This window comes from Actinokineospora sp. NBRC 105648 (genome assembly GCF_030269645.1).
Classification (GTDB): Bacteria; Actinomycetota; Actinomycetes; order Mycobacteriales; family Pseudonocardiaceae; genus Actinokineospora.
The window spans coordinates 132,539-158,302 of record NZ_BSTR01000010.1 but is presented as its reverse complement, the minus strand read 5'-3'; the positions used below and the strand labels follow the sequence as shown (position 1 = coordinate 158,302).

The window sequence follows — 25,764 nt, the reverse complement described above, 5'->3', positions numbered from 1 at the left end:
AGCGGTGAACTCCCCCACCCCTCCCGTCCGTGTACCCCCCGAAGGGGCAGCCGAGAGCCAGGGAGTCCACGGATGAGCACCACGCTGTTTCGCAGGCAGGCACGGGAGAAGCCGCCGGAGATGCCGGGTGGGGAGCTCTCCCTGCAGGAACCGCCGGTGCTGCCCGAGACCATCGGCGGTGGCATGGGCGGCATGATGATGATGCTCCCGATGACCATCGGCGGTGGCGCCGCGATGCTCTTCTTCATGGGTCCGCAGAACCCCCAGATGGCCATGATGATGGCCGGGATGATGGGTCTGATGGGCGTCATGATGGTCTTCGGCCAGATGGGCCGGGGTGGCGCCGAACGACGACAGCGCCTGCGCGGTGAGCGGCGGGACTACCTGCGCTACCTGTCCGGCACGCGTGCTCAGGTTCGGGCGGTTGCCGAGCAGCAGCGGACCGCTCTTGGGTGGCGTCACCCTGAGCCTGCCGCGCTCTGGTCGGTCGCCATGACCGGTCGGCTCTGGGAGCGTCGGGCGGCGCACGCGGACTTCGCGGAGGTGCGCATCGGCGTTGGCCCACAACGACTTGCCATGACCATGACCCCGCTCAACACCAAGCCGGTCGCCGACCTCGAGCCGCTCTCCGCGCGTGCTCTTCGCCGGTTCATCAACGCTTACACCACGATCGCCAACCAGCCCACCGCGCTCTTCTTGCGCGGTTTCGCCCAGGTGCGCCTAGAGGGTGACGATGACGTCGCCCGTTCTACCGTGCGTGCACTTCTCTCCCAGCTGGTTACCTTCCACTCCCCCGAGGACCTGCGCATCGCTGTTTGCGCTACCCCTAACCGTCTAAGCGAGTGGGACTGGGTGAAGTGGCTGCCGCACGCGCAGCACCCCGTTGAGCAAGACGGGGCTGGGCAGGTTCGACTCCTTGCCGACGGCGTGGACGCTCTTACCGAACTGCTCGCCGCGGAACTCGACGATCGCGCACGGTTCGAGGCCGCCGCCACACCCAGTCGCGAAGAGCCCTACGTGGTAGTGATTCTTGACGGTGTCAGCGTCCCTGCCGAGTCCCGTCTCGCCGCCGCCGGCTACCGCAACACCGTCGTCCTGGACATCTCCGGTTCCCTCGACGGCGCCGCGGGCCGCTCCCGTCTGCGTCTGGAGCTGACCCCCGACGAGATGCACACCGTGCGCACCGATCGCACCGGTCAGCAGGTCCGCACGAAACTCGGCAAGCCGGACACCCTCACCATCGCCCGCGCGGGGGCGTTGGCCCGCGTCATCTCCCCTTACCGGCTCAACTCCACCGGTGACGTGGCCGAGCCGATGGTCGCCGACTTCGAGCTGCCCCGACTGCTCGGCGTCGCGGACCTGGGCACCCTCGACCCCAAGACGCTGTGGCGCAAGAACATCGGCCCGGACCGGTTCCGCATCCCGCTGGGCATCGCCGAGGACGGCTCGTCGGTCGAGCTGGACATCAAGGAGTCCGCCCAGGGCGGCATGGGCCCGCACGGCCTGCTCATCGGCGCCACCGGCTCCGGCAAGTCCGAGCTGCTGCGCACCCTGGTCCTGGGCCTGGCGATGACGCACTCCTCGGAGATCCTCAACTTCGTCCTGGTCGACTTCAAGGGCGGCGCCACCTTCCTCGGCCTCGACCGGCTCCCGCACACCTCCGCCGTCATCACCAACCTGGCCGACGAGGCACCGCTGGTCACCCGCATGCAGGACTCGCTGCACGGTGAACTCGTGCGGCGCCAAGAGCACCTGCGCGCGGCGGGCAACTACAGCTCCCTCTTGGACTACGAACGCGCACGGATCGCCGGTGCACCGTTGGACCCGCTGCCCACGCTGTTCCTCATCGTCGACGAGTTCAGTGAGCTCTTGGCGTCGAATCCCGATTTCGCCGAGTTGTTCGTCATGATCGGTCGGCTCGGCCGGTCACTGGGTGTGCACCTGCTGCTCGCGAGCCAGCGCATCGACGACGGCCGGATGCACAAGCTCGAGTCCCACTTGTCCTACCGGATCGGTCTTCGCACGTTCTCCGCGATGGAGTCGCGGTCCGTCATCGGTGTGCCTGACGCGTACCAGCTCCCCAGCGCCCCCGGAAACGGTTACCTGCGCAGCGATGTCGCGACTCTTGTGCGGTTCAAAGCCGCTTACGTCTCTGGCCGCTACCAGCGCCGTACCAAGGAAGAGCGTCAAGAGGAAGTGCGTCGTCAGGTAGTGGCGTTCGGCGCGGGTCGACTGCCCTCGGTGGAAGCGACGATCGAGTCGCCGGACGTACCGCAGATGGAAGAGCAGTTCGACACGGTGCTCGACGTCGCAGTGGAGCGGTTGCTCGGACAGGGACCGCCCGCGCACCAGGTATGGCTACCGCCGCTGGACAATCCGCCCGCGCTCGATCAGCTCCTCCCACCTCTTACGCCGCACCCGACACTGGGCCTCACCACGGCGGACTGGCCCGGTCGCGGGGGGCTCACCGTGCCGGTCGGCGTGGTGGACAAGCCGTTCGAGCAGGTGCGTGACCTGCACATGGTCAACCTCTCCGGTTCCGGGGGGCACATCGGCATCGCGGGCGGCACCCAGTCCGGCAAGAGCACGTTGCTGCGCACGGTGATCACCGCGCTGGCGATGACGCACACCCCGGCCGAGGTGCAGTTCTACTGCCTGGACTTCGGCGGCGGCGCGTTGTCGGTGTTGGAGGGCCTGCCGCACGTCGGCGGGGTCTGCGGACGGCTGCAGCCCGAACGGGTCGGCCGCACGATCGCCGAGGTGCAGGCGGTCTTGGCGCAGCGGGAGAAGGTCTTCGCCGAGCACGGTGTCGAGAGCATGGCCGCTTACCGGGCCCGGCGCGCGGCGGGCGAGTTCGCCGACGACCCGCACGGCGACGTGTTCCTCGTGGTCGACGGCTGGGGCTCGCTGCGCGCGGACTTCGAGCAGCACGACCAGACGATCCGCCAGCTCACCATGCGCGGCCTGGCCTACGGCGTGCACCTGATGCTCACCGCGGGCCGCTGGTCCGATGTGCACAGCGCGCTGCGCGACCAGCTCGGCACCCGGCTGGAGCTGCGGCTCGGCGACGCGATCGACTCGGTGATCGACATGCGCAAGGCGGGCCAGGTGCCGCGCCTGCCCGGCCGCGGCCTGACCCAGGACAAGCTGCACTTCCTCGGCGCCGTGCCGCGCGCCGACGGGCACGCGGGCCCCGACGACCTGGCCGAGGCCACTCGCGAGCTGGCCCGCTCGATCGCCGAGTGCTGGCCCGGGGCGACCGCGCCGACCGTGCGGACGCTGCCCGCCGTCCTCCCCGCCGCCGAGCTGCCCGCGCCAGAGGCCGGGATGCGGGTCGCGCTGGGCGCGGGCGAGCTGGACCTCAAGCCGGTCTGGCACGACTTCGGCGTCCAGCCGCACCTGACCGTGCTGGGCGACTCCGGGGCGGGCAAGACCGCGGTGCTGCGCCTGGTCACCTCGGCGATCCCGCAGGTGTACAGCCCGCAAGAGGCGCAGGTCGTGATCGTCGACTCCCGGCGGACGCTGCTGGAGCTGCTGCCCGAGGAGTACCGCCGGGGGGTCGCGGTCGCCGCGGCGCCCGCCGCGGAGCTGATCCGGCCGCTGGCCGCCGAGCTCAAGGCCCGGGTGCCGGGCGCGGACGTCAGCCCGAGCATGCTCAAGTCGCGCAGCTGGTGGAGCGGGCCGGAGTACTTCGTCATCGTCGACGACTACGACCTCGTGCACAGCGGCGCGGGCGGTCCGCTCGACTCGCTGGTGGAGCTGCTGCCGCAGGCGGGCGACATCGGCCTGCACGTGGTGCTGGCCCGCGCGGCGGCCGGGTCCGGCCGGATGTCGATGGACGCGGTGGTGCGGCGGTTGCAGGAGTCGAACACCCCGGACCTCGCGCTCTCCGTGCCGCCCAACGAGATGCCGCTGCTCAACGGCCAGCGCGGCCGCCAGCTGCCGCCCGGCCGGGCGATGCTGGTCACCCGCCGAGACGCCCGCCTGCTGCAGGTCGGCTGGACCGAGGAGACCTCGTGAGCACCCGGATCGTGTGGGCGGGCTTGGCCGCGGCACTGCTCGCGGTGTCGCTCCCGCTGCCCGCGGCGGCGCAGGCGGGGCAGTGCGCGCCCGCCGAGAACACCGTGGCCAAGCCGGAACCGTGGGCGCAGCGCAGGCTCGCCGCGGAGCGGGTGTGGCCGATGACCAAGGGCGCCGGACCGGTGGCCGTGGTGGACACCGGCGTCAGCACCGCCGCCCCGGCCCTGGCGGGCGCGGTCACCGGCGGCGACGGCGCGGACTGCGCCGGGCACGGGACGTTCCTCGCCGGGCTGATCGCGGCCCGGCCGCAGCCGGGCACCGAGTTCGCCGGGATCGCCCCCGGGGTCGGCATCTCGGCGTTCCGGGTCACCGACGAACCGACCAAAGTGGACCCCCGCAGACTGGCCGCGGGGATCGACGACGCGGTGAACAGCGGCGCGCGCGTGGTGGCGGTGGGCGTGCTGAACACCGTTGACGTGCCGGAACTGCGGGCCGCCGTCGAGCACGCCCGGGCCCGCGACGTCGTGCTGATCGCCCCGGCGGCGGTGCGGCAGGCGAAGCAGCAGGCGTTCCCGGCCTCGGCCGAGGGCGTGCTGGCCGTGGCGCCGGTGGGACCGGACGGGCCGACGAAGGCGACGCTGGGCGCCCAGCCGATGTTGGGGGCGCCGGCCGAACAGCTCGTCGGGATCGGTCCGGCGGGGCCGGGGCACCGGCTGGCCAGCGGGCCGGAACTGGCGGTCGCCTTCGTCGCGGGCGCGGCGGCGCTGGTCTGCGGCCGGTACCCGGAGCTGTCCGCGCGGGCGGTCGTGGACCGGCTGACGTCCACGGCGGACCGACCGGCGGGCCAGGTGCCGAACCCGATGATCGGCTTCGGCATCGTGGACCCGGTGGCCGCGGTGAACACCCTCGACACGGGCGCGCGGGTGATGGCACCGCCGAAGGAGCACCTGGTCGTGCCGCTGCCCCCGGTGGAGGACACCGGGCCCGCGCGGGCGGCGCTGTGGTTCGTGGCGGCGCTGGCGGGAGTCGGGGCACTGGCGGGCACGGTGAGTGCGGTGGTGGTGCGCGGCAAGCGCCGGGCCTGGCGGGCCCGGCCCGCGGGTCCACCGGCCGGGTGAAGTCACCGGAAACCCGACCCCGTTCGGTGATCGACTGACTACCGTCGTGCGCACGGCCCGCGGGGAGGTGCGATGGGCGACGAACGGTCTCACCAGGTAGATCCACCGGTGCACAACGAGGTCAGCGGCTCGGTCGGCCGCGACAGCCTGCAGGCGGGCACGCTGTTCTCGGGCGGCACGCACTTCCACGTACTCCGGCGCCGGTGGCGGCCGTGGGTGTGGGGCACCGCGGCGCTGCTGTCGGTCGCCCTGGTGTGGGTACTGGCGGTAGCGCTGTCGGACCACCCCGCGCAGGACAGCGGGGAGCCGCTGGTGGTTCGCGTGCGGGAGGTGACCGATCCGCTGTGGGTGTGGGCGTTCCCCGACCCCGTCCCCGAGGACGCGCTGCGCGAGGGCGCGCTCGCCCCGACCAACGAGCGGCGCGGTCAGCTCTTCCGCGACCGGGGCGCGGTGCTCAGCAGCGCGTACAAGGTGACGTTCCGCGGCGTGGAGAAGAGCACCTCGGTGTACCAGGTGTCGTTGCTGGGCAACCGGTCCGAACCGGTGCGGGTGCTCGACATCCGCACGAGGGTGCTGCGCCGAACCGCCACCCTCGACGGTGCCCTGGTCGCGATCCTGCCGCAGAACGAGCAGCCGGTGCGGGAGGTGGTCACCGACCTCGACGACCCGGACGGCACGGTCTGGCTGACCGGCGACGGCGGTGCCGCGCCCCGGCGCTACCTCGACGTCAAGTACCTCACCCTGCCCAGGGGCGACGAGGTGGTCCTGCAGCTCACCGCCCTGAGCGCGCGCGACCACTACGAGTGGGAGCTCGAGGTGGCCGTCGTGCAGGGCGCCGACACCAGGTCCACGCTGCGCGTGCGGTCCGACGGCACCGCGACGGGGGCGCCGTTCACCAGCACCGGCTGGGACCACGACGTGCGCTACCGCGGCGGCCGGTTCTCGGTCGAGCCCACCGACGACAAGCCGGGCTGGCACATGGTGCGTGCCGGATGAGGCTCCGCGCGACCCTGTGCTGCCTGGTCCTGTTGGCGGGCTGCGACAGCCCGGTGGCGGCGCCCGCCCCACCGCCGCACGCACTGCTCTGGAGCAACGCCGACTCGGTCTTCGCCCTCGACGGTGACCAGCCGCACCGGTTGGGCACCTTCGTCATCGGCACGGTCGGCTGGTCGGCGGACGGGCGGACCGCGGCGGCGATCATCGCCGAGGACCGGGAGCGGCCGAGCGATCTGGTGGTGTGGTCGGCGGGCGCGCCGGAGCGGCGGACCGGCTGCGCGGGCTGCAACGGGGCGGTGATCACCGGCGACGAGGTGCGCACGGCCGTCGAGTCCGGGATCCGCCGGTTCGCCCTGTCCGACCTCGCCCCGCGCGCGACCATCGACAGCACTCCCCCGATGCCGTCGGAAGTTCTCGAGTTCCCGGACCCCGTCGACCGCGACACCTACCCGGTGGTGGTGGCGGCCACCCCGGAGCGCACCACGCTGTCGCACCTGGTCACGGCGTACCCGGTGCTGCTGGCCTACGTCTACGCGGTGGACGAGTCCGGTGCCGTGGTGTGGCGGCACGACGTCGACGGCGACGTGCCGCCGCGCGACTTGCAGGCGGACGCGACCGCGACGCGGCTGGCGTTCTCCCAGGGGCGGAGCCAGGGCGACTGCGGGTTCGAGTCCGAGACCGTGGTGCTCGACCTGGCCTCCGGCGCGGCGGTGGTGTGGCCGTCGGAGGAGCTGCCGGGGATGAACACCGAGCTGCTCGACCTGTGGTGGAACGGGCCGGACCTGGTGGCGACCCACGGGAGCCACGCCGACGCGGGCGAAGGGTGCGGCGGCATGCGGTACTCCACCTCCCTCCTCTCCGGCGGGCAGTGGCAGAAGGTCGGTAAGACCGATCAGTACTACCTGCTGAGGGTTCTCCCCAGTGGCGCACGGGTCGCGCTCGACGTGGTGGACGGCCTGACCATCACCGAGAACGGCACCCGACGAGTCCTGGCCGACCACGGCAGCGCGGTCTGGACCCCCACACTGCGCGAACCGGTGCGCCTGCCCTGAGCGGTCGCTGGGGTCCCGTGCGCCGGAGAGTCGACCCCGCCCGGCACCGGGAGAGACGGCGGGACCAGGGTTCCACGATGACCGACCTCGCGACACGATGGGCGGGTGACGGGAGCGGAACGGCCGGTCGTGATCGCCGTGTGCGGGTGCCCAGGGGCCGGGAAGACCACCATCGCCCGCGCCGCGCCTCGGTGTGCCGTTCCCGACCCGGGACGAGATCAAGCTCGGTCTCGCACTGTCCTCCGCTGACGCTATCGATCTTCGACCCGCCGGGTGGGGCGCACGCCGTGGTGCGGGTCGACACCTCGGCCGGTGGTGACCCGGACACCGACCCGATCAAGGCGGCGGTCACCGCGCTGGTGCGGTGACCGGACGCGGTCAGCCCGCCTGGTGGGCGATCTGGATCAGGTTGCCGCAGGTGTCGTCGAGCACGGCGGTGGTCACCGGCCCCATCTCGGCGGGCTCCTGGGTGAAGCGCACGCCGAGGCCGCGGAGCCGCTCGTACTCCGCGTGGACGTCGTCGACCGCGAAGGAGGTGGCCGGGATGCCGTCGGCCACGAGGGCCTCCTTGAATGGCTTCACCGCCGGGTGCCCGCTGGGTTCGAGCAGCAGCTCGGTGCCCTCCGGGTCCTGCGGGGACACCACGGTCAGCCAGCGGTCCTCGCCCAGCGGGACGTCGTGCTTGGGCAGGAAACCCAGCACCTCGGTGTAGAACCGGAGCGCCTGCTCCTGGTCGTCGACGAACACGCTCGTCAGGTTGATCCTCATGCCGGTCCGTTCTCCGTGTCCGTTGGTGCGCCGCCCGGGCGCCTGCCGGGCGGGTCGAGCCACCGCTCGACGATCGGTGCGAGCGGCGCGGTGTCGATGTGGTGGAACTTGTACCGGCCCGCGCGCCTGGTCTCGACCAGGCCCGCGGCCTCGAGCACGTCGAGGTGCTGCGAGATCGCCTGCCGCGACGAGGTGAGGCCGTGGTTGGTGATCAGCCGGGCGCAGAGCTCGAAGAGGGTCTGGCCGTCCCGGGCGGTCAGCTCGTCGAGGATCGTGCGGCGCGTGGGGTCGGCCAGTGCCTTGAAGACGTCGCCCACGCGGCCCACCATAGGCAAGCAGCCACTTGCCTGTCAACGCCGAGAGCCCCGGTGCGCATGCGTCGATAGGGATATCCCTACCGGACTCGAGGGGACAGCCCTCAGAGCCGGAGGGTCCACCCCGCCCGGTAGAGGGTTTGTCCCACCGATCCGGGGAGGTGAAACCGAGAGCCTTGTGTCACCGGGAGATACGGCGAGACAAGGGGTTCGAGATGACCGACTTCGACACCATCGTGGCCACCCACCGGGCGGCGCTGCTCGGGTACGCGCAGCGGTTGACCGGGGACCGGTACCGGGCCGAGGACGTCGTGCAGGAGACCTGGATCCGCGCCTGGCGGCACCGCGAGAAGCTGGTCGAGGAGCGCGGTTCGGTGCGCGGCTGGCTCATGCGGGTGGCGCACAACATCGCCGTCGACCAGCACCGCGGTCGGGCGGTGCGGCCGTCCGAGGTGGAGCTGCCCGATGTCGACCCCACCAGCTCCCCCGCGGGCACCGACGAGGTCATCGACCGGGTCGTGGTGAACGCCGCCCTGGACAGCCTGCCCGAGCAGCAGCGCCGGACCGTGGTCGAGGTCTACTTCGCCGACCGGACCGCCGCGGCCGCCGCCGTGACGCTGCGGGTGCCGGTCGGGACGGTCAAGAGCCGCCTGCACCACGCCCTGCGCACGCTGCGCGACACGGTCCCGACCTTCGCCGCCCTGGAGACCGTCTGACCACGGTGGACTGCTTGGCCGGGACTGCCGGATGTGATCCACTTCGTGGGCGTCGACGGGTCCGGCGCGGCGAGGGGGATGGACAGTGCGCCGGGTTCTGCTACCGCTGGTCGTCGTGGTCGGCGCCCTCCAGGGCTGCGCGAGCGACTCGAACCAGCCCGACGGGGACGAGCCGGACCTGGGTCCGGTGCCCACCGTCACCAGCTACGCGGACGTGCGGCTCCCGCTGGACGGGTACCGCCTCCGACCGGACCAGGAGCGGACCGTCGGACGGGCGGTGGACCTGCTGATCACCTCCTGCGTGCTGCGGTTCGGGCTTGACTACCCGGCCCCCGACCAGTGGAGCGACGGGCTCCCCGACCGCGTGATCGGTGTCGTCGACGCCGACGAGGCGGCGCGACTGGGGTACCGGCACCCGGGTGCCGCCGCGAACGACCGCGACGTCGCCGTCGCGAAGGCCAGGGAAGTGCCGCCGCCGCCCGAACTGCGGGCCGTGCTGACCGGCACCGAGGCGGCCGAGTACCGCGGGATCCCCGTGCCTCCCGGCGGGTGCGTCGGAGCGGCGAACCGCGAGGTCGGCAAGGAGAAGCTGGACGCTCTCGTCCTCGACCTGCGCGGCGAGGCGGTCAGGCGCACCGAGGCCGACCACCGCGTCAAGAACGCCTTCGGCGCGTGGAGCTCCTGCATGGACGACGCGGGCCACCCCTTCCCCGATCCGTGGGCCGCCAACGACCACGGCTGGCCCGGCGACACCGCGGGACCCGACGAGATCGCGACGGCCCGGGCCGATGTGGCCTGCCGGACCGAAACCGGGCTCAACGGCGTGTGGGTCGCGACGCTGACCGCGTACGAGCGGCGGCTCGTCGAGCGCGACGCCGACGCGCTGACCCAGCTCCGACGGCACGCCGACGACCAGGTCCGGCGCGCCACCGACATCCTCGCGGGCAACTGACCCAACCGGACAACTGGCTCAGGTGGGCGCCAGGACGCGGCGAGGCCCGCGGCGCCGCAGGAACCCGACCAGCAGCGGGGGAATCGTCCGGCCCAGGCCCGTGATGCCCGCGGTGGAGCATCCCAGCGCGATCTCGCCGCCACCGGAGGTCAGTCCGGTGATCGCGGCGGGCACTCCCCCGAAGACGAACCAGCGGCCGCGGCGGCACGGGAACGACAGAGGGGCGATGGCGTCGCCGCCACCGCCCCTCGTCCTAGCGGGTCAGATCACTTCTTGGTGGAGAAGACCCGGATCTGCAGCGAGGTGCCCTCCTGCTTGAGCACCTTGATGCCGACACCGGCCGCGGGCAGCTTGACGCCACCGGTCGGCTGGGCCGGGTCGAAGTAGGACTTCGTGTCGTCGAACAGCGGCTGGGCGTCCTTGCCGCGGATGTAGGACGGCTTGCCCTGCGCGTACAGGGTGAACGAGTCCGACTTCTGCGTCGAGAACGTGGCGTCGTAGCCCGCCACGCGCGGCCGCCAGGCCTGGCCCTGCAGGTTGTAGATCGCGCCGGGGTTGGCGTCGACGATCAGCGACTGGCCCTCGCCCGGGTGGACCGAGGCGTTGTTGTCGACCGTCGAGGTGTCCCAGTACTGCACGAGCAGGCCGTCCTGGTACGGGAACCGGGTCGCCCAGTTGGGCTTGCTCGGGTAGCCGTAGTCGTACGGGCCGACCTGCAGGTACCTGTCGTAGCTGACGTAGGTGCGGTTGCTCGCGACGTAGAAGTTGTCGAACGTCGAGGTCTCCGTACCGGTGGTGATGCGGAAGCCCGCCGGGGTCCAGCCGTTGTTGCCCGCCTCGGCACCATCGGTGAACAGCGGCGCGCCGTCGGCGACGACGGAGATCTCGTCGGCGAAGAAGCCGTTGAGCGCCAGGCCACCGTCGGTGCGGTAGCGCAGGCGGATCTGGGCGTTCTTGCCCGCCAGCGAGGTCAGCGGCACCGAGACGTCGGCCCACTGGTTGTTGGTGGTGTTGGTGATCGCGGGGGTGCCCACGGCGTCCCGGATGAAGGGCTTGCCGTTGGCGACACCGTCGAGCGCGGTCCAGTTGGCGCCACCGTCGGTCGAGGCCTCGACGAAGAGGAAGTCGCAGTCGCAGTCCTCGATGTCGTAGCGGGCCTTGAGCTTGAGCTCCGCGGCGGTCTTGCCGGTCAGGTCGACCGTGCGGGTGAGCGTGTTGGACAGGTTGTCGCCCTTGTCGCTCCACCACATCTTCGTGCCCGCGAACGGCGGGCCGTAGACGTCGGACTTCTGCTTGTCCGGCAGCACCACGACGACGCCCTGGGCCTTGGCGGTGTTGTACGCGCCCGGGCCGAGGTCGATCTTCTTGTCCTGGCCCGCGACCACGGTCTCGTAGTCCAGCCAGCCCAGCTGCAGCTTGTCCCACGCGGAGAAGTCGTTGGCGCGCAGGCCGACCGGCTCGTCCGCCTTGGACACCCGGCTCTGCCCCATCAGGGACCACCAGTTGACGTTGTTCTCCTGCGCGCCACCCGGGCCGACGGTGTCGTAGTTGTCCGGGAGGCCGAGGTCGTGGCCGTACTCGTGGGCGAACACGCCCAGGCCGCCGTTCTCCGGCTGCATGGTGTAGTCGCCGACCCACAGGCCGGTGGCACCGATCTGCACGCCACCGAGCTTGTTGTTGGCCGGGCCGGTGGTGTTCGAGGAGAACGCGTACCAGCGGTGCGCCCAGATGGCGTCCTCACCCTGTGCGGGATCGGCGTCGGACTGGTCGCCACCGGCGTGCACGATCTGGAAGTGGTCCAGGTAGCCGTCGGGCTCGTTGAAGTCGCCGTCGCCGTCGTAGTCGTAGCGGTCCCACTGGTCGTAGGAGGCGAGGTCGGCCTTGATGGTCGCGTCCGAGGCACCGGAGGCCTTGCGGTTGGCCACCCACTGGTCGAGGGCGTCCTGCACCAGGAACCAGCTGTTGCCGCAGATCTTGCCCGGGCAGGGGTAGCCGTCCGAGCGGCCGTAGCGGGCCTCGTTGTACTTGACCTTGACCCAGTCGGTGACCTGGCCGTCGACCGAGTAGCGGCCCGAGGACGCCTTCTCGTAGAAGTTCTTGACCGACTCGGTGTTCGGGTCGGACGAGAAGTACAGGTCCTGGTAGTGCTTCTGGCTGTAGTCGGCCTGCCAGACGGTCTTGTTGTCCACCGCGCGGTTGGGCTTGGTGATCTGGTTGTGCCGCGGCCCGTCGAAGCGCTGCGGACCCGGGGTGGCCGGGCTGGTGTCCTTGTCCGGGAAGTCCGGGTGCCGCTCGTCGCCGAACTCGGCGAGCACGACGAAGATCTTGTCGGTCTTCTCCCGCGCCAGCTCGACGTACTGGTCGGTGGCCTTCTTGGTGGCCTGGCTCTTGGCGGCGGGCTTGGTGCCCACCTTCACCACGGAGCTGGCGCCGCGCTTCTCGACCTTCGCGTCACCGGAGAGGACCTTGGCCAGGCCCTCCTGGCGCATCTCGCGGCGCTTCTTCTCCAGCGGCGCGACGACCTCGTCGGCGTTGCCCTCGCTGCCTGCGGCCTGGGCCGCGGAGACAGCGGCGGGCGTCTGGGCCGGGGCGGCCGTGGCGGCGCCGCCGGTCGCGGCCACCACCACCGCCCCGGTCCCGACAGCCGTCATCGCGGCGAGCGCGACGACCAACTTTCTGCGCACAAAATCCTCCAGATTCGTGGGGATGACTCGGGTGAAGCCTGAGGGGAGGCTAGATGAGATTGCCGCATGCAGATATCACGACCTGATTACAAGGCCCATTTCGGCCATCACATTCTGCGATAAGACGGTGTGATGATCCGAATGGCCCAGCGGTCGGTGCACCCACCCGGACCAGGGCAATCGATGGGGCGCAGGTCGCGAATGGCACGAACCGGAAATATCAAAACGGTTTATTCACAGTATTGGGGCCAACTCTGGCAACAGTTAGGACCGGTACCGGCCAGGAGCTCGATCAATAGCCGGGTGCCGTAACCGGTGGCGCCCGTTACTGATTCACCACACGTGCGCTCGGCCAGTGCCGGACCCTGCAGGTCCAGGTGCGCCCAGGGCACGTCGGCGGCGACGAACTCCCGCAGGAACAGCCCCGCGAGCAGGGCGGTCCCGTGCCGGACCCCGGTGGTGTAGTTGACCAGGTCGGCCACACCGGACGCCAGCTGCCGACGGTAGCGGGCAGGCAGCGGGAGCTGCCACAGCGGCTCCCCCGCGAGCGCGGCGGCACGGAGGACGCGGTCGACTAGCGGCTGGTCGCCCATGACCGCGGCGAACTCCCGGCCGAGGGCGATCGCGGCGGCGTCGGTGAGCGTGGCCAGGTCGAGCACCGCGGCGGGGCCGCTCTCGCAGGCGAGGGTGAGCGCGTCGGCGAGGATGAGCCTGCCCTCCGCGTCGGCGTTGCGGACCTCGACGGTGGTTCCGCCGCGCAACCGAAGGACGTCGCCGACGCGCACCGGGTCGGCGTTGGGCATGTTCTCGGTGAGCGGCAGCCAGGCGTCGACGCCCACGGGGCAGGACAGCTCGGCGAGCGCGGAGACGGCGGCGAGGACCGCGGCCGCGCCCGCCATGTCGGCCTTCATGTCCACCATCTGCGGCGTCGGCTTGAGCGAGAGGCCACCGGAGTCGTAGGTGACGCCCTTGCCGACCAAGGCGATCACGGGGGCGTCGCCCGGCGGCGGCCGGTAGCGGAGTCGGACGAGTCGCGGCGGTCGGGGTGACCCGCGGGAGACGCCGAGGAGTCCGCCGAGGCGCTCGTCGGCGATCCGGTGCTCGTCCCACACCTCGCAGTCGAACCCGTTCGCGCGAGCGAGGGCTTGGGCGCGGTGCGCGAACTCGACCGGGGTGAGCGTCTCGCCGGGCTCGTTGACCAGGTCGCGGGCCAGGCACACCGCGCGGGCCACGGCCAGCCCCTCGGCGAGCCCGCCGGCGTCGGGGCAGACGAGGTCGACACGGCTGGGGGCAGTGCCGCCTGCGGTCTTGTAGCGGGTGAACTGGTAGCCGCCGAGCACCATGCCCTCGACGGCGGCGCGCACCCCTCCGGGAGGCAGAACGACCGCGACTCGGTCGAACCCGGCCACCGCCCGCGCCAACTCGCCCGCCGCGTGCCGCAGATCGGCCTCGCCGTCGTCACCTAGTCCGAAGAGGACTGTTTCAGGCGCGACGACGACTTGGCCGAGCGAGCCGTCGAAATCTACACCCGCAAGGAATCCGGCGGGGAGGAGATCCGTGGGCGTACCGCGCGGCACCGGATGCGCGACGATGTCCACATCAGATGGAACGGTGCCGACTACGCGGAACTCGGTCACGCCTTACCCCGTGCGGCACCCCACGCCTCCAAGCCGCTGACGTACTCGGCGGCCAGCTCGTCACCGGACACGCGGTGCCAACCGCGAGCGGCGGACACCGCGTACGGGTCGATCCGCAGTGCCTGCACGAAGCAGTCGGCAGCCAGGACCGGCAATCCGGCCTGGTCGAAGCACTCCCCCGCCAGGGCGTACCCGCGGGCGGTCCCGATCGGCCCGAGTCGCGCCGTGCGCAGGTAGGACTCCCCTGCTTCGCGCGGCTTTCCCTGTCGCAGCAGGCTTTCCGCGAGCTCCATGTGCGTCTTGGGTTCGTACGGGTCGATCTCCAAGACCTCCAGCACCAACCGGTGGCCGCGCTCGTCCTCGCCGAACCCGAACGCCTCCTTGGACCGGCTCTCCAGGCACGCCCGCAGGTTCTCCCGGGCCAGGAACTCCTCATAGGGGGTGGTCGCGGGCATCGCCCTGGCCAGTTCCTCGGCGCGGTCCATCTCCCGCTCGAGCCGCGCGCGGTCGCGCCGCAGGAAGGGGACGTAGGTGACGCTGCGGTAGAACCGGCTCTCCATCATGGCCTTCTCGAACGGCGAGTACCCGTCGTCGGCGAGCAGCTCGTCCAGGGCCGTCTGCGCCCGATCGCGCCACAGCTCCGCTTGCTCCACCGACTTGGTCTCGCGCGCGTGGAAGACCACCGCGAACACCGCGATGACGAACCGCAGGTGCGTCGGGCACGCCGGGTGTTCCGCGACGGCGAACGAGGCCTCTGGCACGGCCACGTCACCACCCACCGAACCGACGTAACGCACGACGTCTCGCCAGTGCTGCAACCGCAGCTCCCGGGGGTCGGACAGCCCAGCCGGGTCGCGCGGCGGGACCAACTCCAGCACCAGCTTGCCGAAGCCGAGGCGGAACAACACCAACGCGACCAGGTACTGACGGTCCACATCGGATGACTCGAAGTCCGCCACCCACCGGCACAGCTCGTCCCAGGCCGGGGTGCGCAGCGCGGCGGGCAGCTCGGCCGGGTGCGCCACCGCGAACTCGGCGAGCCCGGACTCGCGGACCAGGTTGGCGCGGAACGCGGGCGGCATCAGGCGCTGCCAGTTGACCTCCGGCGGCGCGCCCGCGGCGGCGAAGTCGTGCGACAGGGTCGGCAGCGCGGCGTAGAGGCAGGGGGAGCCGGACTCGCCGAGGTTGAAGTATGAGGCGTACATCCGGTAGTGCCAGTTGTCCATATAGGACTTCTCGGCCGGGCGCCGAACCAGCTCCGCCAGCGCGCGGTCACCGGTTTGCTCGGACAGCTCGACGAGCACGGTCCGGACGAGCTCGGAGCGCGGGGCCGTGCGGTGGGCGCGTTCGGCCAGCACCCTGGCGAACTCGACGTGCCCCAGCGCACGGGCGCAACGGACCGCCCCGAGCAGCGCGAAGGCCGTGCCGTACGGGCCCAGGCGGGCGGCACCGAGGTAGCCCGCGAGCGCCTCCTCGTTGTCCCCCAACCGCTCCGCGCACTGGGCGGCCTGCATGTGGATCTTGACGTCGAACGGGTCGAGCTCGCGGCCCTCGGCGATCCAGGCGCGTTCGGCCCCGGGGTCACCGCGCCGCACGGCGAGGTCCACCCGCCTGTCGACCAGCCGCCGCCGGGTCTCGACCGCGAGCGCCTCCTCGTCCGGGCCGACCGGTCGCACCGAGGCCAGCGCCTCGGCGGCGGCCCCGAGCAGGCCCCAGGCGCGGTCGAACTCCAGCGCCCGTTCGGCGTGCATGACCTCGCGCAACAGCAATCGGGCGCGCAACACGGCGTGTTCGAACGGGTTCGTCTCCAGGCTCTTGCACAGTTCGGCCGCGCGGGCGAAGTACAGCGGCGCGGCGTCGTCGTCCGCGCCGTGCCGGGTGATCAGGTAACCCCAACCCGCGACCGCCTGCACGTGCGCGGCGGTGGGGGCGGGATCATCGATGAGCACGGCGTAGGCGGCGGCGGTGCGCTCGGAGAGCCCCTCGACGGCGAACAACGCGGTGGCGCGAGCCCATTGCAGCGACGCGAGCACCGGGTCCGCGGTCGCGGCGGCCAAGTCCTCGGGCACCAACCGCGACACCGCGCCGGGGAGGCAGACCGCGACCAGCCAGTGCGCCAGGCAGGCGCGTTCGACCGGGTCCAACTCGGACCGCCGCCGGAACGCCTCGGCCATGGTGGCCCACGCGGGCGAGGCGAGGGCCGGGTCGAGTCCGGTCGGGTCGGTGACCCGGTACCGGGTCAGCCGGGCCTCGTCCACGAGCAGGGTGCGGTAGCCGGCGGGCATGGTCATCCCGAACCGCAGCGCGGTCGCCTCGCCCCGGTCGAACCGGCGGGCGGCCAGCAGCGACCCGCGCGCGTGCACGGTGGTGCGCGGCGAGTCCGCGCCGTCGAGGTAGGGGCGGTGGACCTCGAAGGTGAGCCAACTCGGGGCGTTCACCCCGGTGTGGGCGTGTGCCGTCTCCCAGCGGTCCATCGCGCTCCCGTCCCAGGTGGAGCGGGTCCCGCCGGTCGGCGGGACCCGCGGTCGAAGATCAGTTGTCGACCAGGCACACCCAGCAGTCGGCCGCGCCGGTGCTGATCTCGACCTCGTCGGTGAGCGATTCCCAGGTCTCGTAAGCCATTTCGGGCTCCTTTCCTCAGGGTTGGGGTGAGCGGGAAGATAACGCCATTCCCCGACGCCGAACAAGAGCGGCACCTGGAACGACTTCTGTCAAGAAAGCCGACGGGTGACAGCGGTCAGCAGCGCGTCCACCTCGGAGTCATCGGTCCAGTAGTGCGGTGCCACCCGGACAATCCCGTCCGGGTGCGACACGTGGATACCCGCGACCACGAGTTCTCGGGCGAACGCCACACCCGCTACGGCCGGATGGGTGAAGCCGACTATTCCGGACCACGTATTCGCGTTCGGGGGACCGTGCACTCGGCACCCCGCCTCGACCAGTCCCGTGCGCAGCCGACCGGTCAGCTCGCGCACGCGCCCCGCGACGGCGTCCATCCCGATGTCGGCCAACTCGGCCAGCGTCGCCGCCAGCCCGACCAGGCCCAGCACGTCGTACATCCCGCCCTCGACCCGCGCGGCGGTGCGGACCGGTCGCAGGTCGTAGCGCAGGTGGCCGGGGCCCTCGGTGAACATGTCGTTGGCCCCCTCGAACCCGAACCAGCCGCCGGGCAGGCGCAGCAGCGGCAGGCGGTCGCGGCGGCAGAAGAACACGCCGGTGCCAGGTGGGCCGCAGAGCCACTTGTGCGCGCCCGCGGCCAGGAAGTCGACCGGGGTGTCGGTGAGGGAGAGCGGCAGCGCGCCGAGGCTCTGCACGGCGTCGACGCAGACCAGGGCCCCGGTCCGGGCGGCCAGGGCGCAGATCGCGTCGAGGTCGACCCGGAACCCGGTGGCGAAGTGGACGTGGCTGACCGCGATGAGCCGGGTCGCGCCGGTGATCGCGGCCGCGATGTCGTCGAGCTGGTAGCCACCGTCGCGCATGGGCACCCAGGACAGGCGGACGCCGCGCTCGATGAGGGCGCGCCAGGGGTGGACGTTCGCGGGGAAGTCCTGGTCGAAGACGACGATCTCGTCGCCGGGGCGCCAGTCCAGGCCATCGGCCACCAGCTGCAAACCCGTGGAGGTGTTGGGGACGAACGCGATCTCCTCGACAGCGCAGTCGAGGAGCGTGGCCATCGCGGCCCGCGCGCGGCGGCGGGCGGGGAAGATCTGCCCGATCTCGGCGCTGCCGTGCGGGAGCACGTCGGTGAGCGCTTGACGCATCGCGTCGACGGCGGGCGGGCGGAGCCGACCGAGACCGGCGTAGTCCAGGTAGGCCATCATCGGGGCTTTGTGGTGTTCGACGGGATCCGACCGGGCGCGCGGAGGCGGACCTGCGGCGAGGGCCTGCCGGACGCCCGAGCCATCATCGGAACGCCACGCACCCCAGGTGCGCCGAGACCGGCATTCACCACGGTTACCGTGCCGAATCCCGCTGAGGCATCGGCGGACGTTGTCTGGTCGGACCAGATCCCGCCGCCCACGTGGCCACGGCGGTTGGCGGGGTGAACCTCGGCGGCCGACTCGCGGGCGGGCGGGGCGTCGGTCCCGGGCTCCGGCGGCTGGGCTGGGGACTCGGCGACCGGCATCGTCCGCGGGGAGCGCCCACCGGATCCCGGATCGCGCGTTCGGGCCGTCACCGGGCACGCAGCCGGAACGCCGAGACCGCCGCGACCAGCAACGGGACGCCGTGCAGGAGCAGTACCCACTCCGGGACCAGGGCCGGGGTGAGCACCAGGCTGGTGGCGATCAGTCCCGTCATGAAGCCCGCGTTGACCACGATCTGCGAGAGCCCGAAGACCGGCCCGCGCTCGGTGTCCGGCAGCGCTTGCACGGCCTGTTTGAACGCGACCTCGCTGAACGCGTCACCCACGCCTGCCAGGGCGGCGGCGGTGAGCCGGGTGGGCCAGTCCTCGGCCCAGAAGATGCCGATGAAGCCGACCGACATCACGATCGTGGCCAGGCAGAACACGACGTTGGGGGCGCGGGCGATGACCCGGGTGGCCAGCGGGCGCAAGACGAACCCGGCCAGCAGCAGGCCCGCCGCCCACACGCTCCACAGCAGACCCGCCGCCCGGGTGGGCGCGCCGGGGCTCAGCTCGTCGCCGAGGATCGGGATGCCGACGTGCTGCGACGAACTGCCGAAGGCGTCCAGGCACCGGACCAGGAACAGCGGCACCAACCCGGCAGCCACGACCACCGGCCACACGCGGGGGGTGCCGGTGGCGCGGTCGGCGGACACCTCGTCGCGGAAGGGCACCCGGACCGCCAACAGCACCAACGCCGAGAGCGCGTAAGTGCCCGCGTCCAGCGCGAACACCGCCTGGAACCCGACCAACGGCACGACCACGGCGGAGAGCCCCATGCCGACCATGAACGCGACGCCCTTGAGCCCGGTCAGCACGCTGTTGACCAACTGCGCCCGCGCACCGGCCAGCACCGGCGTCGCGGCGGACAGGGTCGCCTCGAAGACCGACCGGCCGATCCCGACCAGGAAGACCGCGACGTAGAGCTGGGCCTGCCCGGGCGCGAGGGCGAGGGTGAGCAGCACGACCATCCGCACCAGGTCCGCGGTGATCATCGCGGTCCGGCGGTCCCAGCGGGCGCCGTAGGCGTGGCCCAAGCGGCCGCCGAGGATGGCGCCCGCGTAGAGCGCCACGCTGACCAGACCGGTCGCGAGCGGGGAGCCGGTGGCGGTCCAGACGAAGATCGACAGGCAGACGAAGTCCAGCGCGTACCCGATGTCCGACACGCCCTTGGCGGCCAGCAGGGGAACCAGGAAGCGGCGGTCCCGCAGGTCGGTGTCCACCGGCACATCCAAGCGGCCCGGGTCCGGGAGAACAACACCGGGGAGACAATTGGTGCGCTAGGGTTCGAATGGTCGCGAGCACAGCGATCCACGGGGGAAATGACGTGCCGAACACACCGGAGTCGAACAAGAAGTTGGTCCTGGACTTCTGCCGGGCCTTTTACGACGACAAGGACTTCGACCGCGCGGCCACCCTGCTGCGCCCCGATTTCCACAACCACCACCCGGGCGTCGGCCGGGGCCGGGAGAACACGATCGCGGGATTCCGCGAACACATCGCGAACGCCTTCCCGGGCTTCACGATGGAGATCAGGCGGACCGTGGCCGAGGCGGACCTGGTCTGCACCCACGGCATCACCCGCCTCACCCCCGACCACCGGGGCGCCGTGGTGATGGACATCTGGCGGATCCAGGACGGCCTCCTGGCCGAACACTGGGACGTCGGACAACAGGTACCCGACGACATCTCCCCCGACGACATGCTCTGAGCACCCATCTGAGCACCCAACCGGGGCCGACTGATCCGGTCGGCCCCGCACTCGCGCACCTGATCGGGGACGTGTCCAGCCGAATGGGTTTGTCTGGGCCGTGCCCCGCCGGATGGGAGCGCGAGTGGCCGCGCCCGGCCGAAGGGTGTGTGCGTAGTCGGACGAACGTGTGCGTAGCCGGACGAGGGCGCACATGACCGCGCGTGGCCGAGGGACGCGCGTAGCCCGATGGCAGCCGGGTGCGGCGCAAGGTTGGTCGGCCGTCACACGTGTGGCCGGCTGCCCGCGCGCAGGTGTGGTCGGCCGTGGGCGCGTCACCCGTGGTCGGCCGTGGCGTGTGCGTGTGTGGCCAACCGACTGAATCTGGCGCGCGAGTGCCCAATCGGACGCTGCCGGAGCGCGCGCCGGCCTCGTTCCCGGTCCTTCCGTGCCTGGCCTTCCTCTCCCGCTCGCACCGACTTCTTGAGCAACGAATCGAACAGGTGTGCTAGTTCCACATCCACATAGCTCGTTCGAGTGAATGCCGAACCACGCAGCCTTCGCGCCGCCGGACGGGCGAACCAGACGAACCAATCTTACCAACCGAACCAGCCCGACCGCCCGAACCAACTGGCCCGACCAAGCCGGTCGGGCGGACCGGTGGAGCGGACCGGCCTGCCGACCGTCGGCCAGCCAGCCGTCGGGCGGGCCAGTCGGGCGGTCGGGCGGGCCAGTCGGGCGGCCGGGCGGCCGGTCGGGCGGGTCGGTCGGGCGGGTCGGTCGGTCGGGTCGGGCGGGCGGGTCGGGCGGTCAGTGGGCGGCGCGGATCATGTCGGCGGCGCGTTCGGCGAGCATGACGGTCGGTGCGTGGGTGTGGCCGCGGACGATGTGGGGCATCGCGGACGCGTCCACGACCCGTAGACCTGTTGTGCCGCGGACGCGGAACTCCAGGTCCAGGACCGCGTCCTGCTCCACCCCCATCCGGCAGGTGCTGACCGGGTGGAAGAGGCTGATGCCGGTGCGACGGATGTAGCGGGTGATGTCGGCTTCGGTGTCGGACAGGGCGCCGGTGGTAAGGGGTTTCCCGAGCCACTTGGCGAACACCGGTTGGCGCATGATCTCGTGTGCCTTGCGCATGCCGTCGACCGTGACCGCGAGGTCTCGACCATCCACATCGGACAGGTAGCGCGGGTTGATGAGCGGCGGGTCGTCCGGGTGCGCCGACCGCAGCGTCACCTGGCCGCGGCTGCGGGGTTGGAGCAGCATCACACCGACCGCCAGTCCGTGGTCCGCCGTTGTCTCGTGGTCGCCGAAGGGCACCTGCATGAGCACCAGCTCGATGTCCGGCGCGGGCAGTTCCGGCCTGGTGCGCAGGAACAGCAGCGCCTCGGCCAGGTTGGAGCCCAGCGGGCCGTGTCGGTGCCGCAGGTACTGGCGGATGTCGTCCTGGTCCGCGCCGACGCCGGGTGACCGGAGCTCGTCGGAGGTGAAGGCCAGCGGCACGACCATGTGGTCAGTGAGCTCCTGTCCCACGCCGGGCGCGTCGACCACGGTCGGCAGGCCGAGGTCCGACAGGTGTTCCGACGGCCCGATCCCGGACAGCATCAGCACGTGCGGAGACCCGACCGATCCCGCCGACAGGATCACCTCCTTGCGCGCCCGCACCTGCCGCACGCCGGTGGCCGTGCGCACCTGCACGCCCACCGCGTGCGTGCCCTTGAGCAGGAGTCGCTCTACGAGGCCGCCCGTCACCACTGTCAGGTTCGGCCGGTGTCGGGCCGGCACGAGGTAGCCGTCGGCCGCGCTCCAGCGCAGGCCGCGGAAGTGGGTGACCCGCGACTCCATGAAGCCCTCGAGGTCGTCGCCCACCGGCTCGTGGCCGGAGAGCGCGCATGCCGTGAGGAAGTCCGCCGTGCTCGGGCTGGGTGTGCGGACCTCGTCCAGTCGGATCGGTCCGCACTCGGCGCGCTCGAAGTAGGGCCGCACGTCCTCGTAGGTCCAGCCCACGCAGCCGCGTGAGGCCCAGGCCTCGTAGTCGACGCGGTGGCCGCGGGTCCACAGCATCGCGTTGATGCTCGACGACCCGCCCAGGGTTCGGCCGCGTGGGAAGAACACCGGGCGGTTGCCCAGTTCCGCCTGTTCGGTGGTGGTGAACGCCCAGTCGTCGGCGGTGCCGAAGGCCCGGGTGAACAGGGCGGGCACCTTGATCGCGTTGGACCGGTCCGGGCCGCCCGCCTCGATCAGCGCGACCCGGGTGTGCCGGTCCTCGGTGAGCCGTTCGGCGAGCACGCAGCCCGCCGACCCGGCGCCGACGATGACGTAGTCGAACCGCTCGGAGTCGTTGTCCATCTGCGGTCAGTCCTCTCTGTTGGTGGTGTCAGCCGAGCGGTCGAACGATCAGGGGCAGGCCGCCCTTGGGCACCGGGAGCCCGGACCAGTCCGGCGCGAACCGGTAGTCGGGCGCGACGCTCCAGCGGAAGCGGCGGACCATGGCGTGCAGCACCGCTTTCACCTGGTAGGAGGCGAAGTGCAGGCCGATGCACTTGTGCACGCCGCCGCCGAAGGGCGCCCAGGCGTAGCGGTGTCCCTTGTCCTCGCGGCGGTCCGGGCTGAAGCGCTCCGGGTCGAAGCGCGCCGGGTCCGGCCAGTACTGGTCCATGTGGTGGTTGAACAGCAGCGGCACCGAGGTCTGGGTGCCCGCCGGGATGAAGTGCCCGAGCACCTCGGTGTCGCGCACCGTGCGCCGGACCAGCTCGATGATCGGCGGGATGAGCCGGGTGGACTCCTTCATGACCAGTTCCGCCGACGGCAGCCGGGCCAGGTCCTCCATCGCCAGTGTGTCGCCGAGCTCGAGGGACTCGGCCCGCAGGCGTTCCTGCCACCGCGGGTGCGCGGCGAGGTGGTAGACCATCGAGGTGAGCGTGCTGGTGGTGGTCTCGTGCGCGGCCATCAGCAGGAAGATCATGTGGTTGACCACGTCGTCGTCGCCGAACCGCTCGCCGTCGTCGGTCTCGGCGTGGCAGAGCACGCTGAACAGGTCGGTGCCCGGCCGGGAGCGCTTGCCGGGCAGCAGTTCCTGGAAGAAACCGCGCAGCAGCTCGCGGGAGCGCAGGCCGCGCGCCCACCGCCCGCCGGGGAACCCGAAGCGCAGGAACGCGAACGGCGCGCGGGTGGTGTCCAGGAACGCCGCGTTCACCCGGTCCGCCTCGGGGCCGAGCCGGATGTCCATGAAGGTCTCGGCGGCGCTGTCGAGCAGCAACCGCTTGAGCGCGGGCTTGGCGGCCAGCTCGGTGCCCGCGGCCCAGCGGTCGACGTGCCGGGCGATGCCGGGCTGCATCTTCTCGAGGTAGCCGCGCATCCGGTCGGCGGTGAACGCCTGCTGCATGACCCGCCGGTGCCCGAGGTGCTCCTCGAAGTCCATCAGCAGCAGGCCCCGCCGGAAGAAGGCCCCCAGGATCGGCTCCCAGCCGTGCCCGAACGCCTTGTCCCGGTTGGTGAGCACGACCTCGGTGGCGGCCGGGCCGAACAGCGTCACCTGGCGCTGCCCGTAGGCCCGGTACCAGGTGACCGGCCCGAACCGCTCGTGCCGGGCCCGCATCATCGGCAGCGGGTCGCGCAGCAGCTGCGCGGTGACGCCGAGCACGGGCAGGCCCCGCTCGCCGACGACCGGCTTGGCCTGGACCCCCGTCGGCACGGGGGCGAACACAGTGGCCGCCACGGGCCCTCCCTACGGTGGATGCTGGCCGGAACCCTGCGGGACGGCGGTTTAACGGCGCTCGAAGCACGCTCGAACGGTCAGCGCCGCCAGGTCGGCAGCGCCGCCGAGGCCCATCCGGACACGGCGGCGCGGTTACGCTCAGCCCACCGCCCGCAAGCGCTCTCGTCGATGCGGTCCGCCGGCGCGGGGGCGCACAGGCCCAGCAGGACAGCGGTGACAGCCGCCAGCTCGGCGCTGTCCGGGCAGCCGCGCACGACGCGGATCACCACCGGGTCCGCGGTGGGCTCGCTTGCACTGTCCAGCAACGACTCCACCGCGTTCCGAGCGGGCGGCTCGGTGGCCTTGCGAGGTCCAGGTAGGACAGTCGCGGTCAGCTGGACCGCGCTCATCGGGGCGGGTTCCCGTGCTTGCGGGTGGGCAGCGGCGCGTGCTTGTGCCGCAGCATCGCCAATGCGCCGATCAACCGGGCCCGGGTCTCCGCCGGGTCGATCACGTCGTCCACCAGCCCGCGCTCGGCGGCGTAGAGCGGGTGCACAAGCTCCTCGCGGTAGCGCTCGACCAGCTCCACGCGCGCCCGCTCCGGGTCGTCCGCGGCGGCGATCTCGCGGCGGAACACGACGTTCGCCGCGCCCTCCGCGCCCATCACCGCGATCTCGTTGGTGGGCCACGCGAGCGAGAGGTCGGTCCCGATCGACCGCGAGTCCATCACGATGTAGGCGCCGCCGTAGGCCTTGCGCAGGATCAGCTGCACGCGCGGAACCGTCGCCGTGCAGTAGGCGTAGAGCAGTTTGGCGCCGTGCCGGATGATGCCGCCGTGCTCCTGGTCGACGCCGGGCAGGAAGCCGGGCACGTCGACCATGGTCACCAGCGGGATGTTGAACGCGTCGCACATCGTGACGAAGCGGGCGGCCTTCTCGGCGGCGGCGATGTCGAGCACGCCGGCCAGCGCGGTCGGCTGGTTGGCCACGATCCCCACCACGTGCCCGTCCAGTCGGGCCAGCGCGCACACCACGTTGAGCGCCCAGGCCTCGTGCACCTCGAAGTACTCGCCGTCGTCGACGACCTCCTCGACGACCGCGCGGATGTCGTAGGAGCGGCTCGGGTCGGCGGGCACCAGGTCCAGCAGCGCGTCGTTGCGCCGGTCCGGCGGGTCCTGGCACGGGACGACCGGCGGCTGCTCGCGGTTGTTCGACGGCAGCAGTGAGAGCAGGTACCGCACGTCAGCCAGGCAAGCGGGCTCGTCGTCGTAGACGAAGCCCGCGACGCCGGAGACCGAGCCGTGCACGTCGGCGCCGCCGAGCTCGTCGTGGGTGACGACCGCGCCGGTGACCGCCCGAACGACGTCCGGGCCGGTGATGAACATCTGCGCGGTGCCGCGGACCATGAACACGAAGTCGGTCAACGCGGGCGAGTAGGCGGCCCCGCCCGCGCACGGGCCGAGGATCACGCTGATCTGCGGCAGCACACCGGAGTTGCGCGCGTTGCGCCGGAAGATCCCGCCGTAGCCCGCCAGCGCGGTGACGCCCTCCTGGATGCGCGCGCCCGCGCCGTCGCACAGGCCCACGATCGGCGCGCCCGCCGCCTCGGCCAGGTCCATGATCTTGTGGATCTTCTCCGCGTGCGCCTCGCCCAGGGCGCCGCCGAAGATCCGGAAGTCGTGCGCGTAGGCGAAGACCACGCGGCCGTGCACGGTGCCCCAGCCGGTGACCACGCCGTCGGTGTGCGGCCTGCGCGCCTCCAGGCCGAACCCGGTTGCCCGGTGCCTGCGCAGCGCCTCCACCTCGGTGAAGCTGTCCTTGTCGAACAGCAGCTCGATCCGCTCGCGCGCGGTGAGCTTGCCCTTGGCCTTCTGCGCCTCGTGCGCGCGAGCGCTGGGCCCGGCGTGCACCCGCTCGCGCAGCCGCGCGAGCGCCTCGGCGCGGTCGCGCAATGGGACGTGGCCGCTCACGGCACGCCCACTGTCCACAGTGGTCATC

20 protein-coding genes are annotated in these 25,764 nt (G+C 71.8%); 8 read left to right on the top strand and 12 right to left on the bottom strand.

Annotated elements, in window-relative coordinates:
- The first annotated feature begins 72 nt into the window (after window positions 1–72).
- The 5 genes from eccCa to QSK30_RS12585 all read left to right on the top strand — a co-directional run bounded on the left by eccCa (window position 73) and on the right by QSK30_RS12585 (window position 7,554).
- Window positions 73–4,020, top strand: a complete 3,948-nt coding sequence (gene eccCa / locus QSK30_RS12605; protein WP_285502471.1) for a type VII secretion protein EccCa — start codon at window positions 73–75, stop codon at window positions 4,018–4,020.
- Window positions 4,017–5,138, top strand: coding sequence for a S8 family serine peptidase (locus tag QSK30_RS12600; RefSeq protein WP_285502469.1), 1,122 nt, complete (start codon window positions 4,017–4,019; stop codon window positions 5,136–5,138). The genes eccCa and QSK30_RS12600 overlap by 4 nt, the downstream gene beginning before the upstream one ends.
- A 72-nt stretch (window positions 5,139–5,210) precedes the next feature.
- A complete protein-coding gene (locus tag QSK30_RS12595) occupies window positions 5,211–6,134 on the top strand; it encodes a hypothetical protein (protein ID WP_285502467.1) in 924 nt (307 codons plus the stop codon).
- On the top strand, window positions 6,131–7,186 hold the full coding sequence (locus tag QSK30_RS12590) for a hypothetical protein (RefSeq protein WP_285502465.1): 1,056 nt from the start codon (window positions 6,131–6,133) through the stop codon (window positions 7,184–7,186). Before QSK30_RS12595 ends, QSK30_RS12590 begins: the two co-directional genes overlap by 4 nt.
- A gap of 77 nt (window positions 7,187–7,263) precedes the next feature.
- The gene (locus QSK30_RS12585; protein ID WP_285502463.1) at window positions 7,264–7,554 is read left to right on the top strand and encodes a hypothetical protein; all 291 of its coding nucleotides are present in this window, start codon (window positions 7,264–7,266) and stop codon (window positions 7,552–7,554) included.
- 10 nt (window positions 7,555–7,564) lie between these two features.
- Here the strand turns inward: QSK30_RS12585 and QSK30_RS12580 are convergent, their stop codons facing one another.
- Both QSK30_RS12580 and QSK30_RS12575 read right to left on the bottom strand, forming a co-directional pair.
- Window positions 7,565–7,954, bottom strand: coding sequence for a VOC family protein (locus QSK30_RS12580; RefSeq protein WP_285502461.1), 390 nt, complete (start codon window positions 7,952–7,954; stop codon window positions 7,565–7,567).
- A complete protein-coding gene (locus QSK30_RS12575) occupies window positions 7,951–8,283 on the bottom strand; it encodes an ArsR/SmtB family transcription factor (protein ID WP_285502459.1) in 333 nt (110 codons plus the stop codon). The genes QSK30_RS12580 and QSK30_RS12575 overlap by 4 nt, the downstream gene beginning before the upstream one ends.
- Window positions 8,284–8,483: 200 nt before the next feature.
- Here QSK30_RS12575 and QSK30_RS12570 point away from each other — a divergent pair, with 200 nt between their 5' ends.
- Together QSK30_RS12570 and QSK30_RS12565 are read left to right on the top strand one after the other, a co-directional pair.
- A complete protein-coding gene (locus QSK30_RS12570) occupies window positions 8,484–8,984 on the top strand; it encodes a sigma-70 family RNA polymerase sigma factor (RefSeq protein WP_285502457.1) in 501 nt (166 codons plus the stop codon).
- 85 nt (window positions 8,985–9,069) lie between these two features.
- Window positions 9,070–9,936: a hypothetical protein gene (locus QSK30_RS12565; RefSeq protein ID WP_285502455.1), complete on the top strand. Its 867-nt coding sequence runs from the start codon at window positions 9,070–9,072 to the stop codon at window positions 9,934–9,936.
- Window positions 9,937–9,954: 18 nt separating this feature from the next.
- On the opposite strand, the gene QSK30_RS12560 is transcribed toward QSK30_RS12565, so the two are convergent.
- The 6 genes from QSK30_RS12560 to QSK30_RS12535 all read right to left on the bottom strand — a co-directional run bounded on the left by QSK30_RS12560 (window position 9,955) and on the right by QSK30_RS12535 (window position 19,603).
- On the bottom strand, window positions 9,955–10,110 hold the full coding sequence (locus tag QSK30_RS12560; RefSeq protein ID WP_285502453.1) for a hypothetical protein: 156 nt from the start codon (window positions 10,108–10,110) through the stop codon (window positions 9,955–9,957).
- A 92-nt stretch (window positions 10,111–10,202) separates the two neighbouring features.
- On the bottom strand, window positions 10,203–12,620 hold the full coding sequence (locus QSK30_RS12555; RefSeq protein WP_285502451.1) for an immune inhibitor A domain-containing protein: 2,418 nt from the start codon (window positions 12,618–12,620) through the stop codon (window positions 10,203–10,205).
- Window positions 12,621–12,850: 230 nt separating this feature from the next.
- Window positions 12,851–14,257: a leucyl aminopeptidase gene (locus tag QSK30_RS12550; protein WP_285502449.1), complete on the bottom strand. Its 1,407-nt coding sequence runs from the start codon at window positions 14,255–14,257 to the stop codon at window positions 12,851–12,853.
- Window positions 14,254–16,731, bottom strand: a complete 2,478-nt coding sequence (locus QSK30_RS12545) for a tetratricopeptide repeat protein (protein ID WP_285502446.1) — start codon at window positions 16,729–16,731, stop codon at window positions 14,254–14,256. Before QSK30_RS12545 ends, QSK30_RS12550 begins: the two co-directional genes overlap by 4 nt.
- A 237-nt stretch (window positions 16,732–16,968) precedes the next feature.
- Window positions 16,969–18,078, bottom strand: coding sequence for an aminotransferase class V-fold PLP-dependent enzyme (locus QSK30_RS12540; protein WP_285502445.1), 1,110 nt, complete (start codon window positions 18,076–18,078; stop codon window positions 16,969–16,971).
- Between the two features lie 352 nt (window positions 18,079–18,430).
- Entirely contained in the window at window positions 18,431–19,603 is a 1,173-nt protein-coding gene (locus QSK30_RS12535) for an MFS transporter (RefSeq protein ID WP_285502444.1), read from the bottom strand.
- 104 nt (window positions 19,604–19,707) lie between these two features.
- Between QSK30_RS12535 and QSK30_RS12530 the strand changes: the two genes are divergently transcribed.
- Complete coding sequence (locus QSK30_RS12530; RefSeq protein ID WP_285502443.1) at window positions 19,708–20,091, top strand: nuclear transport factor 2 family protein; 384 nt, start codon at window positions 19,708–19,710, stop codon at window positions 20,089–20,091.
- 789 nt (window positions 20,092–20,880) lie between these two features.
- On the opposite strand, the gene QSK30_RS12525 is transcribed toward QSK30_RS12530, so the two are convergent.
- From QSK30_RS12525 to QSK30_RS12510, 4 genes are all read right to left on the bottom strand, one after another.
- The gene (locus QSK30_RS12525; protein ID WP_285502442.1) at window positions 20,881–22,419 is read right to left on the bottom strand and encodes a GMC family oxidoreductase; all 1,539 of its coding nucleotides are present in this window, start codon (window positions 22,417–22,419) and stop codon (window positions 20,881–20,883) included.
- 28 nt (window positions 22,420–22,447) lie between these two features.
- Window positions 22,448–23,788, bottom strand: coding sequence for a cytochrome P450 (locus QSK30_RS12520; protein WP_285502441.1), 1,341 nt, complete (start codon window positions 23,786–23,788; stop codon window positions 22,448–22,450).
- Between the two features lie 77 nt (window positions 23,789–23,865).
- Window positions 23,866–24,177 carry an acyl-CoA carboxylase subunit epsilon gene (locus QSK30_RS12515; protein ID WP_285502439.1) on the bottom strand — a complete coding sequence of 104 codons (312 nt, stop codon included), beginning with the start codon at window positions 24,175–24,177 and terminating at the stop codon, window positions 23,866–23,868.
- On the bottom strand, window positions 24,174–25,763 hold the full coding sequence (locus QSK30_RS12510; RefSeq protein ID WP_285502438.1) for an acyl-CoA carboxylase subunit beta: 1,590 nt from the start codon (window positions 25,761–25,763) through the stop codon (window positions 24,174–24,176). Before QSK30_RS12510 ends, QSK30_RS12515 begins: the two co-directional genes overlap by 4 nt.
- Window position 25,764: the final 1 nt, after the last annotated feature.

What these genes read in the sequence shown, in the direction of transcription:
- QSK30_RS12515 (WP_285502439.1), bottom strand. Translation starts at nt 24,177, where the DNA reads ATGAGCGCGGTCCAGCTGACCGCGACTGTCCTACCTGGACCTCGCAAG.
- QSK30_RS12585 (WP_285502463.1), top strand. Translation starts at nt 7,264, where the DNA reads ATGACCGACCTCGCGACACGATGGGCGGGTGACGGGAGCGGAACGGCC.
- eccCa (WP_285502471.1), top strand. Translation starts at nt 73, where the DNA reads ATGAGCACCACGCTGTTTCGCAGGCAGGCACGGGAGAAGCCGCCGGAG.
- QSK30_RS12595 (WP_285502467.1), top strand. Translation starts at nt 5,211, where the DNA reads ATGGGCGACGAACGGTCTCACCAGGTAGATCCACCGGTGCACAACGAG.
- QSK30_RS12570 (WP_285502457.1), top strand. Translation starts at nt 8,484, where the DNA reads ATGACCGACTTCGACACCATCGTGGCCACCCACCGGGCGGCGCTGCTC.
- QSK30_RS12590 (WP_285502465.1), top strand. Translation starts at nt 6,131, where the DNA reads ATGAGGCTCCGCGCGACCCTGTGCTGCCTGGTCCTGTTGGCGGGCTGC.
- QSK30_RS12580 (WP_285502461.1), bottom strand. Translation starts at nt 7,954, where the DNA reads ATGAGGATCAACCTGACGAGCGTGTTCGTCGACGACCAGGAGCAGGCG.
- QSK30_RS12575 (WP_285502459.1), bottom strand. Translation starts at nt 8,283, where the DNA reads ATGGTGGGCCGCGTGGGCGACGTCTTCAAGGCACTGGCCGACCCCACG.
- QSK30_RS12545 (WP_285502446.1), bottom strand. Translation starts at nt 16,731, where the DNA reads ATGGACCGCTGGGAGACGGCACACGCCCACACCGGGGTGAACGCCCCG.
- QSK30_RS12510 (WP_285502438.1), bottom strand. Translation starts at nt 25,763, where the DNA reads ATGACCACTGTGGACAGTGGGCGTGCCGTGAGCGGCCACGTCCCATTG.
- QSK30_RS12540 (WP_285502445.1), bottom strand. Translation starts at nt 18,078, where the DNA reads ATGATGGCCTACCTGGACTACGCCGGTCTCGGTCGGCTCCGCCCGCCC.
- QSK30_RS12525 (WP_285502442.1), bottom strand. Translation starts at nt 22,419, where the DNA reads ATGGACAACGACTCCGAGCGGTTCGACTACGTCATCGTCGGCGCCGGG.